Here is a 14527-nt window from a genome sequence, read left to right as displayed (position 1 = left end):
CTCGCCCTGGATCGCCGCGATCTGGCCGGCGATCGTCTCGGTCGCCTTGGCGGTCTGCGCGGCGAGGGCCTTCACTTCGCCTGCCACAACCGCGAACCCCTTGCCGGCCTCGCCCGCCCGGGCCGCCTCGATGGTGGCGTTGAGGGCAAGCAGGTTGGTCTGCCCGGCGATCCCGGCGATCAGGCCCATCACCTCGCTGATCTGCTCCGTCCCCCGGGCCAGGACCTGCATCAGCGCGTTGGTCCGGGCGACGTCGGTGCTGGCCCGATCGGCCATCGACGAGGATTGGGTGACCCGGGTCGCGATTTCCTGGATCGAGGCCGACATCTCTTCGCTCGCGGCCGCCACGGTCTGGACGTTGCTCGACGTCTGCTCCGAGGCCGCGCTCACGCGCACCGACTGCTCGGTGGTGCGGGCGGCGGTGCGCGTCATCTCCTGAGCGGTGGCCTCCATCTCAACGGCGGCCGAGGCCAGACCCTGCGTCAGCGCGCTGACCTGTGCGTCGAACCGGGCGGTGACCGCGTCCAGCACCTGCGCGCGGCGCATCTTGGCCTCGTTCTCCGCCACGGCGGCGGCATCGGCGGCGCGCTTGGCGATCAGCGCGTCTTTGAAGACCTGCACGGCGCGGGCCATCGCGCCGACCTCGTCGCCGCGCTGCTGATCCGCTACCGCGACCGCGAGATCGCCCTCGGCGAGGCCGCGCATCGCGGCGGTCAGGCGGATGATCGGGCGCGACAGGCCGTTGCCGATGAGGAGGAGCAGGGCCAGGACCGGCAGGGCGAGGCCGGCGGACCAGAGCGCGATCGTGGTCGCACGGGCGCGCACATCCGCGTAGACGTCGTCGCGATAGAGGCCGGTGGCGATGATCCAGCCCCAGGGCTTGAACATCTGCACGCTGGCGATCTTTTCGACCGGCTCGGTCCCGCCGGGCCGTGGCTTCATGTAATTCACGACGCCCGAGCCGTCGCGCTTGGCGGTCTCGACCATCTCGGCGAAGTAGCGCTTGCCGCCGGGGATGTCGGTCTGATCCAGGACCTGCTTGCCGACGTTCTTGGCGTTGAAGGCGTTGGCGATCAGTTTTCCGTCCGAGGACAGGACGAAGAAGTAATCCTCGCTGCCGAAGCGCAGGGCGCTGATCGCTGTCAGCGTGGCCTGCTGGGCCGCCTCGGTGGACATCTGGCCCGATTTGGCCAGCGCCTCGTAATGGACGACGAGGCTCTGGGCCACCTCGGCGAGGCGGCGGATCATCAGTTCCCGATCCTCCAGCGCCGAGGACCGGATGTCGAGGAAGCTGAGGGTGCTCAGGGCGCCCATGGCGATGACCACCAGGGCCATCACCGCCGCGAGCTTGTGGCGTAGCTTGAGGTTCGCGAGGCTCCGCCAGGGCGCGCTGCTGCGGGCGTACGTCCGGGGTGTCTGCGTGAGGGTCATCCGAGCACCGAAACGAGGACGGCGATGGCCGTCGAGCCACCCGCATCGGGTCGGGACGGACCGCCGATTCGCTGGGCCGAGTGAAGCTCGGCTATTCAGGTTAGTAAATGGCAAACATTGGTGCGGGCTTGCGGCGGATGACGATCGTATGATGATGCTTCGATCCGTCGTTCCGGTTTGGCTCGATGTAAACTGAGGATCGCCAGCCCCTAATCTGGATTAAATATCAAATTCTAGTCGTCGTACGCTTGCCGTCGGTGCCAGCGCTCCATGACAAGAATCGCGGCTTGGTTTCGTGCCTTCACCGGTCGCAGGGGCACCGGAAGCGGTTCCAAGCCCTCCGCTCAACGGCATCCCCTGCCGCGGGGACCGCTCGCGCGGATCCGTCAGCCCTCGACCCGGTAGTCGATCGGCTTGAAGCTGCCGTTGTTCGACTGCAGGGCCGAGCAGGCGGTCAGGCCGATGATCAGGTCGGTTTCGGCCACGAAGACGATCCGGTCCCCGGCCCGACTCAGCGGCGGCTCGACGGTGAGCGCACCGGTCGCGCTGTCGATCGGCACGTTCATGAAGCAGTTGAACGCCACCGGGATCGCGTCCGGCGCGATGCCGTAGGGAGCGAGCGCCGCCGCGAGGTTGCCGAAGCAGCCCCGATGCGGATCGGTGTCGCCGTAGATGATCCGGAACGTGTCGGCCGAGCACGGGGTCAGCAGGAAATCGTGCCGCCCCACTGTGTCCTCGACGATGCGCAACAGCACGTTCGAGCGGTTCGAGTAGAGCGGGTCGCCGGTGGTGAGATAGATCCGGCTGGCATAGTCGAGGGTCCGCCCGGACGAGATCACCTCGCCCGTGTCGTGGCGGTTATAGGCCACCAGATCGGCCACCTGCTCGCCGGTCGGATCGATCACCGTGAGGCGCTGACCCCGGTCGAGGGTGAAGGCGACCCCCGAGCGCGGCGCGATCCGCTGCGTTGCCGTCTGACCCATGCTGCCTTCGCTCACGCCATCCGCTCCCGCACGCCCATCCCCGCCCCAAGCGCCCGCTTCAGGCCCCGGTTCCCGGCAGGGACAGATCGAGGGGCAGGGTCGGCGGATGCCAAGCCGTGTTGGGTTTTCCGGCGTCGGGCTTCTGCTCTTGGCGCCCCTGGAGCGGGCAGCGCCAGTCCGGCCCGACCAAGCGGCCGCTGTACTGGCGGGCCTCCGAGGCCTCGCCATGGCGCGCCAGCATCGGGTTCACGCTGCCGGCGAGCGCCTGATCGCGCTCCAGGATCGAGGCGCGCAGCTTCTCGTAGCGGCCCTCCGCGCGCAGCCGCTCGAACTGGGCATGCAGGTTGAAGACCAGCACCGGGGAGGAGAAGCGCCGCGCCGGGCGACTGGCGTTCGGGTGGAGGCCGACCACGAAGAACGCCTCGCCGCCGAAGCTCAGGGAGAAGTGCGGGTTGTCGGGATCGTCCGCCACGCGGGTGTCGTGCGGCTGGCCGAGCCACGCGTCCTTGTCGGTGAGCGATTGCGCCCGGGCCCAGAGATTCTGCTCGAACCCCTCCTCCGAGAGGTTGCCCGGACCCTCGAACACCACCGCAAAGCTCTGGAACAGGTCCGGATTCAGCCGGTAGCGCGCCACGAAGGCGAGCAAAGCCGGATAGATCCGCATGTCATCCCAACCCGAGGTGATGTCCCGGGCGACCACGATGGTCATGCGCCCACGCGACAGCGCCGACTTGGCGCCGACGCAGGGAAAGGGCGGGTTGCGAATGAAGTCGCGGAAGGCCTCGGCACGGGGGTGCTCTCGGTCGTCGCGGGGAAACTGCATGCGGTCCGTGCCCGTATTCTGCGCAAGGCTGCCACGCGCGGAGGCAGCTTAGGTGCGGGACTCCGGCAACCCGATCATCCGCGCTCTGTTCCGCGCTGCGACAGGTCGTCCACAGGATGTGGTGATTCAAATCTCGGCGGCGCAAGCATTGACCGCGAGCAGCAAGGATTTTTTCGACTGAGCGCAGGGGGATGAACATATGTTAGCGCAAAAGGAAACATATGTTATCTTGATAAATGTTCCGGCACGGCGCGCTGTCATCGAAGCACCGCCCTGGAATATGCGTGTTCAATCCCGGCACGACACCCGCGATCGGCGGTATTCCGCCGCCGCATTCCCGAAGGCCGTGAACAACGTCCGGTTGATCGGGTTGGTGGCCGGATCGTGCTCGGCATGCCATTGCACCCCGAGGGCGAAGCCCTCCGCATCGCGGATCCGGATCGCCTCGATCGTCTCGTCCTCGGCCACGCCCTCGATCACCACCCGCGCGCCGGGCTCCAGGATGCCCTGGCCGTGCAGGGAGTTCACCCGGATCATCGCGCGCTCCAGAAGCCGCGCGAAGGTCCCGCCGGGCGTCAGGCGGACCTCATGGCGGTCGGCGAAGATCACCTCCAGATCCGGATGGATCTCGCCGTTCTCCAGGCGCGGCATCCGGTGATTGAGCCGGCCCGGGAGGTCGCGGATCTCCGGGTGCAGGCTGCCGCCGAAGGCGACGTTCATCTCCTGGAAGCCGCGGCAGATGCCGAACAGCGGCACGCCCCGGGCCACGCAGGCCTCGATCAGCGGCAGCGCCACGGCATCGCGGGCCTCGTCGTAGGGCTCGTGCGCCGGACAGGGCTCGGCCCCGAACCGGGTCGGGTGGACGTTGGCCCGGCCGCCCGTGAGCAGGATCCCATCCACCGTGTCGAGGAGGTCGCCGAGCTCGGTGATCGCCGGGGCGGCGGCGAACATCAGCGGCAGGGCGCCCGCCACAGTGGCCAGCGCGCGCATGTTGTTCTCGCCGACGATCTGCGCCGGGAACCGATTGTCGAGCAGGCGCGCATTGCCGATGACGCCGATCACGGGTCTCGCCATCGTCTCGGGGGCTCCTCAGTTGATATCCGGCGGGCTGTGGCCCGCAGCAGGCTCTATGGCCCAGGCAAGGGCGGCGCCAGTCCCGCGGTGGGCTGGACCAGGGGAACCCTGATCCTGGTTTCGAAAGGTCGAGACCTTTCGCGGGTCCAGGGCAGAGCCCTGGTGCCGGACTTCGCCCGCTCTCAGGGCTCTGCCCTGAGCACCCGCCCAAGGGCTTGCCCTTGGGGAACCTCGGACTCTCGGTCCGGCCCACGCTTACGCGGTGGTCTGAGGGTCGGATGGGCTCTCGGGCACGACGCCCATGGCCCGCGCCTCCGCGCGAAGCACCTCCGCGACCTTCTCGGGGGCCTCCTCATGGGCGAGGTGGCCGAGGCCGCGGATCAGCGCGACCCGGGCGTCGGGCAGGCGGTCGCGCACTCCGAAGGCGGTGTCGGGCAGGATCGCCCGGTCGTCGCCGCCGACAATCAGCACAGTGCGAGTCTTCAGGTCCGGCAGGGCCCGGTGCAGACTCTCGAGGTCCCAGTTGGCCATCATGCCCAGCGCCCCGCGGACATGGCCGGCGCGGGCGAAGAGCCGCCGATAGAGCTCGACGCTCTGCGGATCGAGGCGCGAGCCCGTCCCCTCGATCAGCCGCTTGGCCGCCGAGCGATCCGCCGTCCAGGCGAAGATCTTCGGGGTGAACGGGTTGAGGAACAGCAGCCGCGCCATGCTGGGGAAGAGCAGGCTCGCAGCCCCCGGCAGGGGCGCCAGGGCACCGTTGAAGGCTGCGAGCAGCCGGGGCGCGATGGCGCCGTCGAGGCACATCCGCGCCAGCACGGCCGCGCCCGCCGAGTGGCCGGCGGCGAGCACCGGCGGTCGGCCGAGCGCCGTCACCAGCCCCGCCACCGCCCGCGCCATGCCGGGCAGCGACAGGTCGGCACCCGGCAGCGGGTCCGTGAAGCCGTGACCCGGCAGGTCCGGGGCCGTGACGTGGAAATCCGCGGCCAGCAGCGGCGCCAGTCCGCGCCAGGAATGGGTCGCCGCCCCGGTTCCGTGCAGCAGCAGCAGCTCCGGCGCGTCCGGAGCCCCGAATTCCTGGACATGCCAGCGCAGGCCCGCCGCCTCGACGAAGCGGCTCGCCGCCCGGTGTGGCCAGTCCCGACCCTCGACGTCCCAGTCCGGCCGATCCGCGTCGAAGGGATTCAGCACGCCCGCGCCTCCCGCACCGCATCAAAACACGCGGCCGACCGCTCGCGTGCGCTATCCTGCAGCCGCGGAAGTATTTCGTAAACCATTGATTTTCCATGCGGTCGCCGCATGCCACGGCTGACCGAAACGCGTTTGTTGCGCTGCGGCAGAATCGGCATATTCCGTCCCGACAAGAACAACACACACCCCCCGACTTTGGAGCAGGCCATGATCCTCTTCACCTCCTCGACCCAGAACATCGCCGCCCCGGCTGCCGGCGGCTGGAACCTGCGCGCCATCGTGCGCGATATGCTGAATGCGTGGCTCGCCCACCACCAGCGCGTGGCCGATATCGGCGGCGCCGGCCACCTCTGAGCCCACCGGTCGCGGCGCTCAGAGCGCCGCCCGCACCGCTGCGCTGAGCTGTCCGGCTTCGGCGCGCGGCAGTTTGAGATAGCGGGCGCCCATCGCGTCCGCGACCGCCCGGGCCTCCTCGCCTCGGCTCCCGGTATCGACCACGAGGGCCGGCAGACCGGCGGCCCGCAAGGCCCGGGCCGCCTGCAGGGCCTCCGCCCCGGCCCGGGCGCGACCGCCCTCCCCCGAGCGTGCGACATTGGCGCGCCCGTCGGTCAGCAGCACGATCGCCGGCCGGCTGCCGCCCCGGCGCACCCCCAAAGCCACCGCGACCGCCGCGTCGATCCCGGCGGCCAAGGGCGTTCCGCCACCGCCCGGCAGTCCCGAAAGCCCGCGCTTGGCCCGGGTGAGCGAGCGGGTCGGCGGCAGGACCAGCTCGGCGCCCGCGCCGCGGAACGCCACCAGCGCCACCCGGTCGCGCCGGACATAGGCCTCCGCCAGCAGCAGCTCGACCGCGCCCTTGGCCTCGGCCAGCCGCTCCAGGGCGGCCGAGCCCGAGGCATCGACGCAGAACACCGTCGTGGTCTCGGTCCGCTGCCGCAGGACCCGGATCCGCAGATCGTCGCGCCGGACGACGATACGGCGCGTCTCTCCCTCTCTTTGGCGGATCGCCTGCCAGGGTGCCGCCGCCCGCAGGGTGCCGAGCAGATCGAGGCGCCCCCGCCGCGGGTCGCCCCGCCGGCTGCCAATCGGCCGCCCGGTCCGGGACGCCGCCGCCTGACCGACCCGGCCCGCCTTCGCGGCCGTGAGCCGTGGCCCGCCCGCCAGCAACTGATCGAGCAGGTTCGGCGGGATCGCCGCCCGCACCGCCTCCAGCACGACCGCGTCGGGCGAGTCCGCGGCGGCGGGTTCCGATGCCTCGTCCGGCGGGGGCTCCGCGCGTGGCTCCTCCGGCGGCGCCTGATTTTCGGAGGCCGGCTCCTCCGGGGCGGGCAGGCGCGTGGCGCGGGGCGCCAGGACGAGACGCGCGGCCGTGACGATCTCCCGTTGGCCGATCGGCCTGTCCCCCGCGAGCCTGCGCGCCACCCGGGCCGCCAGGATCGGGCCGCGCAGCGATGCGACGCCGAGGACCTCGGCCAGCGCGCAGAGATCGCCGACCGGATCGGGCGCTGCGGGGTTGGGTTCGGGATCCGGGGGCTCCGCCCGCGTCTCGGCGAGGCCGATCCCGCTCAGGTCGATCCGGAAGGCGAGGCGGTCGGCCAGGGTCTCGGCGACGGTCTCGTCGCCCTCGCCCTCATCGAGGAGGATCAGGCCGAACCGGGCGGGCCGGTCCGAGGCGGTGCCAGTGTCGAGGGCGGCCGCGAGGCGGGACGCCGTGCCGGGGGGCAGGCGCTCGGCCATGGGCACGACGACGATCCCGCCATCGGCCTCCGCCAGCAGGCCGGCCCGGGCGATCGCGCGGCCCGCCGCCAGGGTGGCGGCGAGGTCGAGCCCGCCGAGCAGGGCGTCGTCGCCGATGTTGGGCGGCAGGCGGCGCCAGGGTGTTTCGGGGGGGAGCGCGGCGCGTAAGATTTCGAGCCAGCGCTCGCGGATCGGGCCGGGGGCAGCGCGAATTACGGCGCCGCCGCAGGCGGGCGGGTCGGCGGCAAGCAACAAGGCGGCACGATGAGCATCGGCCCAAAGATCGGGCGCCGTCCCGCCCCCCGCTGCGGAGCTGCGATGGTCAGGCATTGGCTTGAGTCGAGCGCTGCGGAAGCCCTCTCCCGAGCGGACTACGCAGGCCACGCGTATCCATGGGACGAGGATGCAGGCGATGGCGCGCGACCTGCCCCCTCTCCCGTGCGGGAGAGGGTTGGGGTGAGGGATGAGAAGGCTCAGGATCGCGAACGCCATCGAAGTGCCGGTCGGCCGAGCCATGGTCTGAAAGTTCGCGCCCCTCACCCTGTCCCTCTCCCGAACGGGAGAGGGGACCCGCGCTCCGTCCGGACGCGGCTCGGCTCAAGCCGTGCGATAAACGCGCTCGCGCTTCGGAGACGCGCGGCACGCCCATCACAAAAAAACCTCCGCCAGCGCCCGCTCCACCCGGGCGGTGGAGCCGGATTCGTCGAGCGGATTGCGCCGCAGCCGGTGGCGCAGGGCGGCCGGGGCGATGCGGCGGAGGTGATCGTCGGTGACCGTCCCGGCGCCGTCGAGGGCGGCCAGCGCCCGGGCGGTGCGCATCAGGGTCAGCTCGCCGCGCAGGCCATCCGTCCCCAGCGCGAGGCAGAGCCGCGCCGCCCGCTCCAGGGCGGCATCCGGCACGGTCACGGACGGCAGCCGCTCCCGCGCCAGCAGGATCCTTTTCTGGATTTTCCGCTCTTCGCCAGCGCGCGCCGCGCAGAACCCCTCCGGGTCGCGCTCATAGGCGTCGCGGGCGCGCACCACGGCGATGCGGGTCGGGATGTCCTTCGGGGTCGCGACCTCGCAGGCCAGCCCGAACCGATCGAGGAACTGCGGGCGCAACTCCCCCTCCTCCGGGTTGCCGGAGCCGACCAGCACGAACCGCGCCGGGTGGCGCAGCGACAGCCCCTCCCGCTCCACGGTGTTGATTCCGGAGGCCGCCACGTCGAGCAGCAGGTCCACGAGGTGGTCCTCGAGGAGATTGACCTCGTCGATATACAGGAACCCGCGATTGGCCCGGGCGAGCAGCCCCGGCTCGAACGCCTTCACGCCGGCGCCGAGCGCCCGCTCCAGATCGAGGGTGCCGACCACCCGGTCCTCGGTGGCGCCGAGGGGCAGGTCCACCACCGGCACCGCTTTCTTGTGACTCTTGCGCGGGCCTCCGTCCGCGCAGTGCGGGCAGGATTCCGCCGGGCTGTCGGGGTCGCAATTGTATGGGCAGCCGACCACCGCCCGCATCGGCGGCAGCAGGGCGGCGAGCGCCCGGATCGCCGTGGACTTGCCGGTGCCGCGGTCGCCGAAGACCAGCACGCCGCCGACCGCCGGGTCCACCGCCGCGATCAGCAGCGCCTGGCGCATCTCGTCCTGGCCGACGATGGCCGAGAAGGGGAAAGTGGGCACGGGGGTGACTCGATGCTGCGGGGGGCATCCAACCCACCCCCCTCATCCTGAGGTGCCGCAGCGCAGCGGAGGCCTCGAAGAGGTCTCCAGGAATCGCGCGGCCGGCTGGAGACCTCCTTCGAGGCCCGCTGGCGCGGGCACCTCAGGATGAGGGTGTAGGCGGGAGAAGGAAACCCCTACTCCGCCGCCTTCTGCCGGAGCCCGATCCGCCCCCAGATCGTGGTGAGCGCCTCGACCAGATGGGCGATGTCGGCATCGCTATGCAGCGGCGACGGGGTGATCCGCAGGCGCTCGGTGCCGCGGGCGACCGTCGGGTAGTTGATCGGCTGCACGTAGATGCCGAACTCGTCCAGCAGGGTGTCTGAGATCCCCTTGCAGAGCACGGGATCGCAGACCATCACCGGCACGATGTGGCTGTCGTTGGGCATGGTCGGGATGTCGGCGGCCTCCAGGGCCTGCCGGACCTTCGCCACCCGCTCCTGATGCCGGGCGCGCTCGACGCCGCTGGCCTTCAGGTGGCGGATCGAGGCCGCCGCGCCCGCCGCCACCGCGGGGGGCAGCGAGGTGGTGAAGATGAAGCCCGAGGCGAAGCTGCGCACGAAGTCGCACAGCTTCTCGGAGGCCGTGATGTAGCCGCCATGGACCGCGAACGCCTTGCCGAGCGTGCCCTCGATCACGTCGAGCCGGTGGGCGACGCCGTCCCGCTCCGAGATGCCGCCGCCGCGCGCGCCGTAGAGGCCGACCGCGTGGACCTCGTCGAGATAGGTGAGCGCGCCGTGGGCCTCGGCCACGTCGCAGATCTCGGCGATGGGAGCGATGTCGCCGTCCATCGAGTAGACCGACTCGAAGGCTACCAGCTTCGGCCGGGCGGGATCCACGAGCCGCAGCTTGCGGTCGAGATCCTCCGGGTCGTTATGACGAAAAATGTGGCGCTCGGCGCGGGAGAACCGGATGCCCTCGATCATCGAGGCGTGGTTCTCGGAATCCGAGAAAACCGCGCAGTTGGGCAGGCGCGACGCCAGGGTCCCGAGCGCCGCCCAGTTCGACACGTAGCCGGAGGTGAACAGCAGGGCCGCCTCCTTGCCATGGAGGTCGGCGAGTTCCTGCTCCAGCAGCACGTGGTAGTGGTTGGTCCCCGAGATGTTGCGGGTGCCGCCGGCGCCGGCGCCGCAGCGGTCGATCGCCTCGTGCATCGCCCCGGTGACGGTGGGGTGCTGGCCCATGCCGAGATAGTCGTTGGAGCACCAGACCGTCACCGGCCGGGTGCCGCCCGGGTGATGGTGGGTGGCGTGCGGGAAGTTGCCGGCATGGCGCTCGAGGTCGGTGAAGACCCGGTAGCGGCCTTCCCGGTGGAGACCGGCGATCTCAGCCCCGAAGAACTTGTCGTAGTCCATGTCGCCTCTCCCCGAATCCCCGATGCGGGTTGATCCCGCCTGTGACACCGGATTTCGCACAAGACCAGTTCCAGATTGGTGGACGTGCGCCGCCCGGCTGTGATCCCTCGTCCTACACTTGGTCCCGCGGCCTGACCGCTTCCCCGGAGGCCCGCGCCGGCAGGCTCCAGCGCCACAGCTCCGCGGAGGGGAGCGGCAGCATCAGGAACCAGTGCTCCAGGGTGGCGAGCGCGGTGAGCGTCGCCAGGACCGTGAAGCCGATCAGCTCGTGCTCCAGCAGGTCGGCACCGAGGGCCGCGCGCCCGAGCAAAGCCGCCGCGATGGTCCCGAGGCTCACCGAGACCGGGAACAGCAGGTTCATCGGCTTCCGCGACAGGTAGCAGGCGAGGTAGCCGAGATGGTCCGGCAGGAACTCGGCGTGGAGGTTGCGTACGCCGAGGAACAGGTTGAGCCGGGCCGAGAGGTTCATCACCACCAGGGCGCCGTAGGTCCAGAGGGCGAAGCGGTTCGGGCTGCCCCAGACCAGCGCCAGGATCGCGAGGCCCCCGATCACGATGGCGAATTCGTGCCACAGGCTGGTGGCGAGCGCCGCGAAGAACCGGTCCATGCCGCGCAATCCCGGCGCGCAGGCGACGGGCCGGGGCCCCGACAGGAAGCCCATGTAGTAGCTCATCTCCTGCCAGCCCCAGACGACGAGGGCCGCCGTGAAGGCCGTGTAGGCCCCCGTGGCGCTGGTATCCCCGGCGCTGGTGCGGATCGCCACCAGGGCGGCGGCGAGGAGCAGCGTCGCCCCGGCCATGCTCCACGGATGGGTTCGCCGCGGGGCATGATCGAGCAGCAGGATCAGCCCGGTGGAGAACCACCAGAGCAGCACCGCGTAGAGCACCGGGGTGGCATAGGTCGCCATGCTACCAGACCGGCTGGAGGCGGATATCGGCCGGCAGGGCGTTGGCCTTGACGGGCAGCAGGTAGAGCCGCGCGAAGGTCACGGCCGCCCGGGCGGCGTGGAAGCCCTGCGAAAGCTTGCCCATAAGGCCGCCCTTCGCCTTGGCGTCGGCGATCGCCCGGGAGCAGGCGAGCAGCCGGTCGAGCCCCGCCTTGAACTTCGGGTTGTCGAGGTCGAGCTCCAGCGGGAAGGTCTGGCGGGAGATCTCCGACGTGATCCGGAACACCTTGAAGTCGTAGTCGCTGGGATCGACCCCGAGCGCCGCGTGGAAGGCCGGGCGGTGATGGTCGCGCACGTACATCGTGGCGAAGACCGCGAGCAGGAAGAACCGGATCCAGTAGCGGTTCACGCCGCTGGTCAGCTTTGGGTTCGCCCGCATCAGCAGCGCGAAGGCCTCGCCGTGACGGAACTCGTCGTTGCACCACAACTCGAACCACTTGAAGATCGGGTGGATCCGCCGCTCCGGGTGCCGCTCCAGCTCGCGGAAGATCGTGATGTAGCGGGCGTAGCCGATCTTTTCGGACAGGTAGGTGGCGTAGAAGATGAATTTCGGCCGGAAGAACGTGTATTTTTTGGACTTGGTGAGGAAGCCCAAATCCACGCCGATGCCGAAATCCTTGAGCGTGTCGTTGATGAAGCCAGCGTGGCGCGCCTCGTCACGGCTCATGAAGCCGAACAGCTCTTTGATATCCTTGTTCTTGGCCCGCTTGCGCATCTCCGCATAGAGCACGCAGCCGGAAAATTCCGCCGTGATCGACGACACCAAGAAATCCAAAAACTCCTTCCGCAGCTCGGGCTCCATCCGCGACAGGTCGCAGTCGAACTCTTCGTTGCGGGTGAAGTGGCGCTTGTTCGGGTCGGCGCGCAATTCGGCGATCAGGATGTCCCAGTCGCGCCGCACCGGCTCGACGTTGGTGCGGTCGAGCTCGTCGAAATCGGTCGTGTAGAAGCGCGGGCTGAGGAAGGTCGTCTCCTGGGCGGCCTTGGTCGATTCGTTGACCGGAGTCTTCGGGATCGGCTGGCCGGTGGGGGGCGCAACGGGAGCGTTCACAGCTTCCTCCTCTCGGAAAAGCTGACCTCGTAGAGTTCGGTCAGCTCGAGATGGGCGATGAGCTTGGTCCAGGCCCGCTCCAGCGCGCCGGCCCGGGTAATCGTGGCGGTGCGCTGCACGATGAGGCGCTCGCCGTAGGGCACCGCGGTCGGCGCGTCGTGGACCTGGACCGCGTCGCCGGGCTCGATGTCGAAGCCGGCCTCCAGGGTGACGTGCGCGTGCAGGCTCTCGGGCGTCTGCTCGATCTCGACCGTGCAGGGCACGGTGACGGTGCGGCTGCCGAACAGGCCCATCACCGGGTCTCCGTGGCGGGCGCGCCCGGGGCGGGCATCAGGCGGGCGAAGGCGCCGGCATTGGTCGGCCCGAAGGCTTCGAGCGGCACCCGGCGCCCGGTGGCCTCGTCGGCGAGCGCGAGGCGGCCATCGTCGTAGCGGGTCAGGCTGAACGGCTTTTCCGGCCCGAGGCCGTCGCGCTGGCGGGCCTGGGCGAGGCCCCGCAGGGTCCCGCGAAGGAAGCCGTCCTCGCCGGGGCGGATCCAGGCGACGATCTTCTGATCGGCGACGTTGCGCAGGGCGATCGAGCCGTCGACCTGATCCTCGGCCCGGAATTCGAGCTGCGCCACGGGCTTCGCCGGCGGCAGGGCGACGAGGCCGACCCCCTCGCTGCGGCCGATCAGGACCGCCAGCATGGTAAAGCCCATCAGCGCCCCGGCGCCGATCATCAGCAGTGCCGGCGCCGGTCCCGCGGCAACCCGACCCGGTGCTCGGCCGGCGTGATCCGCCCGCTCGCCCATCGTTCCCTCCTACTCGGCCGCGACGAGGCGGCCGGGATTCTCGTTCGCCGGGCCGAGACGCGCCACCCGGACCGGCGGCGCGGCGCCATCGGCATGGGCGGCGAGCGCCTGTCCCAGCACAGCCGCCGCGGCGTCGGCGTTCGGCACGGACCGCAGCATGGGCTCAGTCCGCGACAGATGCCAGGGCCGGGCATGCGGCCAGAGCTGAAGGTAGGCGATACGCAGGCCCGGCCGCAACCGCAGCGGCAGGTCACCGGTGCCATCCGTGAAGGCGCGCAACGCCGCAGTGTCGATCTGCGCGAAGGGCAGGTTGTGGGTCACCTGCAGGGCGATCCCGGCCTGCAGCACGATCCGGCGGTTGGTGATCGTGTAGAGCGTGGTGCGATGGGTCAGCCACGCGAGCAGCCAGAGCAGGGCCACGCCGCCCGCGCCGATCACCAGGGTCGGCAGCACCACCTTCAGCGCCGCGGGGGTCGAGCCCGCCGCGAGGGCGAAGGCGAGGCCGCAGATCCCGAACCACGCGATCACGAGGCGGGCGTGGAACACCCGCACCAGCAGGCCCGTGGTGGTGGGCGCGCCCTGCCACAGGATCTGCTCACCCGCCGGCAGCGGGCCGGGCAGTCCCCGCAGGGTGCCCTCGGGAATGAAGTCGCCGCTCATATCAGGGGCTCCGCCCGGGCCGGCGTGGCGTAGAGCGTACCGGCGCCGAAGTAGGACATGATCCGCTCCTCCTCCAGGAAGGTCACGCTGTCGGGGTCGCGGGTCTCGGGGATGTCGGCGAACTGGCTGGCGAGCAGCGCCTCGGACTTGACCGTCTTGGTGAAGCCGCCGGCCCGGCAGAAGGTGGTGGGCATCAGGCGGCGGCCGCCCGTGGGGAGTTCCACCTCGTAGTAGCGGATCAGCGATTCACCGCGATCGACCCAGACGTCACTGACGACGCCCGCCACGGCGTTGTCGGTGCCGAACACCGTCATGCCGATCGGGTTCGGGCCGTCCTCGTGGATGACGAAGTTCGTCGCCACCCGCAGGGGCACAATCCGGATCTCGTTGTCCCAGGTCCTGTCGTGGACGTTGTGCCGGAGCACCCAGGAGCCGGGGCCGACGCCGGCCTGAAGCGAGGAGTCGGTGCGCTCGTAGGGGGCGCCCGGCCAGGGCTCGACCTTGCGGGCCGGGATGCCGGTCTCGACGTCGTCGCGGCCATGGACGGCCTGCGGCGCGTAGGTGGTCTCGCCGCCCGGCAGGTGGAACGCCTTGGAGCGGGGGATCAGGAACGGATCGACCGACTTGCGCCGGCCGACCGCCTCGTTCTCCAGGGGATAGCCCTCGCGCCGGTCCTCGCGGCGCAGCCAGAAGACCAGCCCCGCGAAGAAGAGGAAGAAGGCGTAGAGCACGACCTGGGCGACGTCGACGTAACCTGTCAGTGCGCCGGTTGGCATGGTTGACCTCCCCGT

Annotated in this window: 16 protein-coding genes; 2 read left to right on the top strand and 14 right to left on the bottom strand. The window is 70.5% G+C overall.

Going from position 1 to position 14527, the window contains the following annotated elements:
* From MKK88_RS07220 to gntA, 3 genes are all read right to left on the bottom strand, one after another.
* A partial coding sequence (locus MKK88_RS07220) for a methyl-accepting chemotaxis protein (protein WP_243998311.1) occupies window positions 1-1431 on the bottom strand: 1431 nt, incomplete at its 3' end.
* 386 nt (window positions 1432-1817) lie between these two features.
* Window positions 1818-2414 carry a DUF1989 domain-containing protein gene (locus tag MKK88_RS07215; RefSeq protein ID WP_243998317.1) on the bottom strand — a complete coding sequence of 199 codons (597 nt, stop codon included), beginning with the start codon at window positions 2412-2414 and terminating at the stop codon, window positions 1818-1820.
* A gap of 58 nt (window positions 2415-2472) precedes the next feature.
* Window positions 2473-3237, bottom strand: a complete 765-nt coding sequence (gntA, locus tag MKK88_RS07210; RefSeq protein ID WP_243998309.1) for a guanitoxin biosynthesis heme-dependent pre-guanitoxin N-hydroxylase GntA — start codon at window positions 3235-3237, stop codon at window positions 2473-2475.
* A gap of 52 nt (window positions 3238-3289) precedes the next feature.
* Here gntA and MKK88_RS33765 point away from each other — a divergent pair, with 52 nt between their 5' ends.
* The gene (locus tag MKK88_RS33765) at window positions 3290-3418 is read left to right on the top strand and encodes a hypothetical protein (protein ID WP_279602126.1); all 129 of its coding nucleotides are present in this window, start codon (window positions 3290-3292) and stop codon (window positions 3416-3418) included.
* Between the two features lie 107 nt (window positions 3419-3525).
* Here MKK88_RS33765 and MKK88_RS07205 read toward each other — a convergent pair whose 3' ends face one another.
* Both MKK88_RS07205 and bchO read right to left on the bottom strand, forming a co-directional pair.
* Window positions 3526-4311 (bottom strand): gamma-glutamyl-gamma-aminobutyrate hydrolase family protein, encoded by a 786-nt coding sequence (locus MKK88_RS07205; protein ID WP_243998307.1) that lies wholly within the window; start codon window positions 4309-4311, stop codon window positions 3526-3528.
* Between the two features lie 255 nt (window positions 4312-4566).
* Window positions 4567-5499, bottom strand: a complete 933-nt coding sequence (gene bchO, locus MKK88_RS07200) for an alpha/beta fold hydrolase BchO (protein WP_243998305.1) — start codon at window positions 5497-5499, stop codon at window positions 4567-4569.
* A 207-nt stretch (window positions 5500-5706) separates the two neighbouring features.
* On the opposite strand from bchO, the gene MKK88_RS07195 reads away from it, so the two are divergent.
* Window positions 5707-5853: a hypothetical protein gene (locus tag MKK88_RS07195; RefSeq protein WP_167627783.1), complete on the top strand. Its 147-nt coding sequence runs from the start codon at window positions 5707-5709 to the stop codon at window positions 5851-5853.
* A gap of 18 nt (window positions 5854-5871) precedes the next feature.
* On the opposite strand, the gene MKK88_RS07190 is transcribed toward MKK88_RS07195, so the two are convergent.
* The 9 genes from MKK88_RS07190 to puhA form a co-directional block, all read right to left on the bottom strand.
* Window positions 5872-7563: a magnesium chelatase subunit D gene (locus MKK88_RS07190; protein WP_243998302.1), complete on the bottom strand. Its 1692-nt coding sequence runs from the start codon at window positions 7561-7563 to the stop codon at window positions 5872-5874.
* Between the two features lie 318 nt (window positions 7564-7881).
* A complete protein-coding gene (gene bchI, locus MKK88_RS07185) occupies window positions 7882-8892 on the bottom strand; it encodes a magnesium chelatase ATPase subunit I (protein WP_243998300.1) in 1011 nt (336 codons plus the stop codon).
* A 176-nt stretch (window positions 8893-9068) separates the two neighbouring features.
* Window positions 9069-10286, bottom strand: coding sequence for a 5-aminolevulinate synthase (gene hemA, locus MKK88_RS07180; RefSeq protein WP_243998298.1), 1218 nt, complete (start codon window positions 10284-10286; stop codon window positions 9069-9071).
* Window positions 10287-10398: 112 nt separating this feature from the next.
* Complete coding sequence (gene puhE, locus MKK88_RS07175) at window positions 10399-11193, bottom strand: putative photosynthetic complex assembly protein PuhE (RefSeq protein ID WP_243998297.1); 795 nt, start codon at window positions 11191-11193, stop codon at window positions 10399-10401.
* 1 nt (window position 11194) lies between these two features.
* Window positions 11195-12283 carry a magnesium-protoporphyrin IX monomethyl ester (oxidative) cyclase gene (acsF, locus tag MKK88_RS07170; RefSeq protein ID WP_243998295.1) on the bottom strand — a complete coding sequence of 363 codons (1089 nt, stop codon included), beginning with the start codon at window positions 12281-12283 and terminating at the stop codon, window positions 11195-11197.
* The gene (locus tag MKK88_RS07165) at window positions 12280-12576 is read right to left on the bottom strand and encodes a hypothetical protein (protein ID WP_243998315.1); all 297 of its coding nucleotides are present in this window, start codon (window positions 12574-12576) and stop codon (window positions 12280-12282) included. The genes acsF and MKK88_RS07165 overlap by 4 nt, the downstream gene beginning before the upstream one ends.
* Window positions 12576-13076: a photosynthetic complex assembly protein PuhC gene (gene puhC / locus MKK88_RS07160; RefSeq protein ID WP_243998293.1), complete on the bottom strand. Its 501-nt coding sequence runs from the start codon at window positions 13074-13076 to the stop codon at window positions 12576-12578. Before puhC ends, MKK88_RS07165 begins: the two co-directional genes overlap by 1 nt.
* 9 nt (window positions 13077-13085) lie before the next feature.
* Window positions 13086-13736, bottom strand: a complete 651-nt coding sequence (puhB, locus tag MKK88_RS07155) for a photosynthetic complex putative assembly protein PuhB (RefSeq protein ID WP_243998291.1) — start codon at window positions 13734-13736, stop codon at window positions 13086-13088.
* Window positions 13733-14512, bottom strand: a complete 780-nt coding sequence (gene puhA, locus MKK88_RS07150) for a photosynthetic reaction center subunit H (protein ID WP_243998289.1) — start codon at window positions 14510-14512, stop codon at window positions 13733-13735. Before puhA ends, puhB begins: the two co-directional genes overlap by 4 nt.
* Window positions 14513-14527 lie beyond the last annotated feature (15 nt).

Origin of the sequence: Methylobacterium sp. E-005 (assembly GCF_022829725.1) — a bacterium.
Classification (GTDB): domain Bacteria; phylum Pseudomonadota; class Alphaproteobacteria; order Rhizobiales; family Beijerinckiaceae; genus Methylobacterium.
The sequence above is the reverse complement of the archived record's forward strand: the minus strand, read 5'-3'. Positions and strand labels throughout refer to the sequence as shown.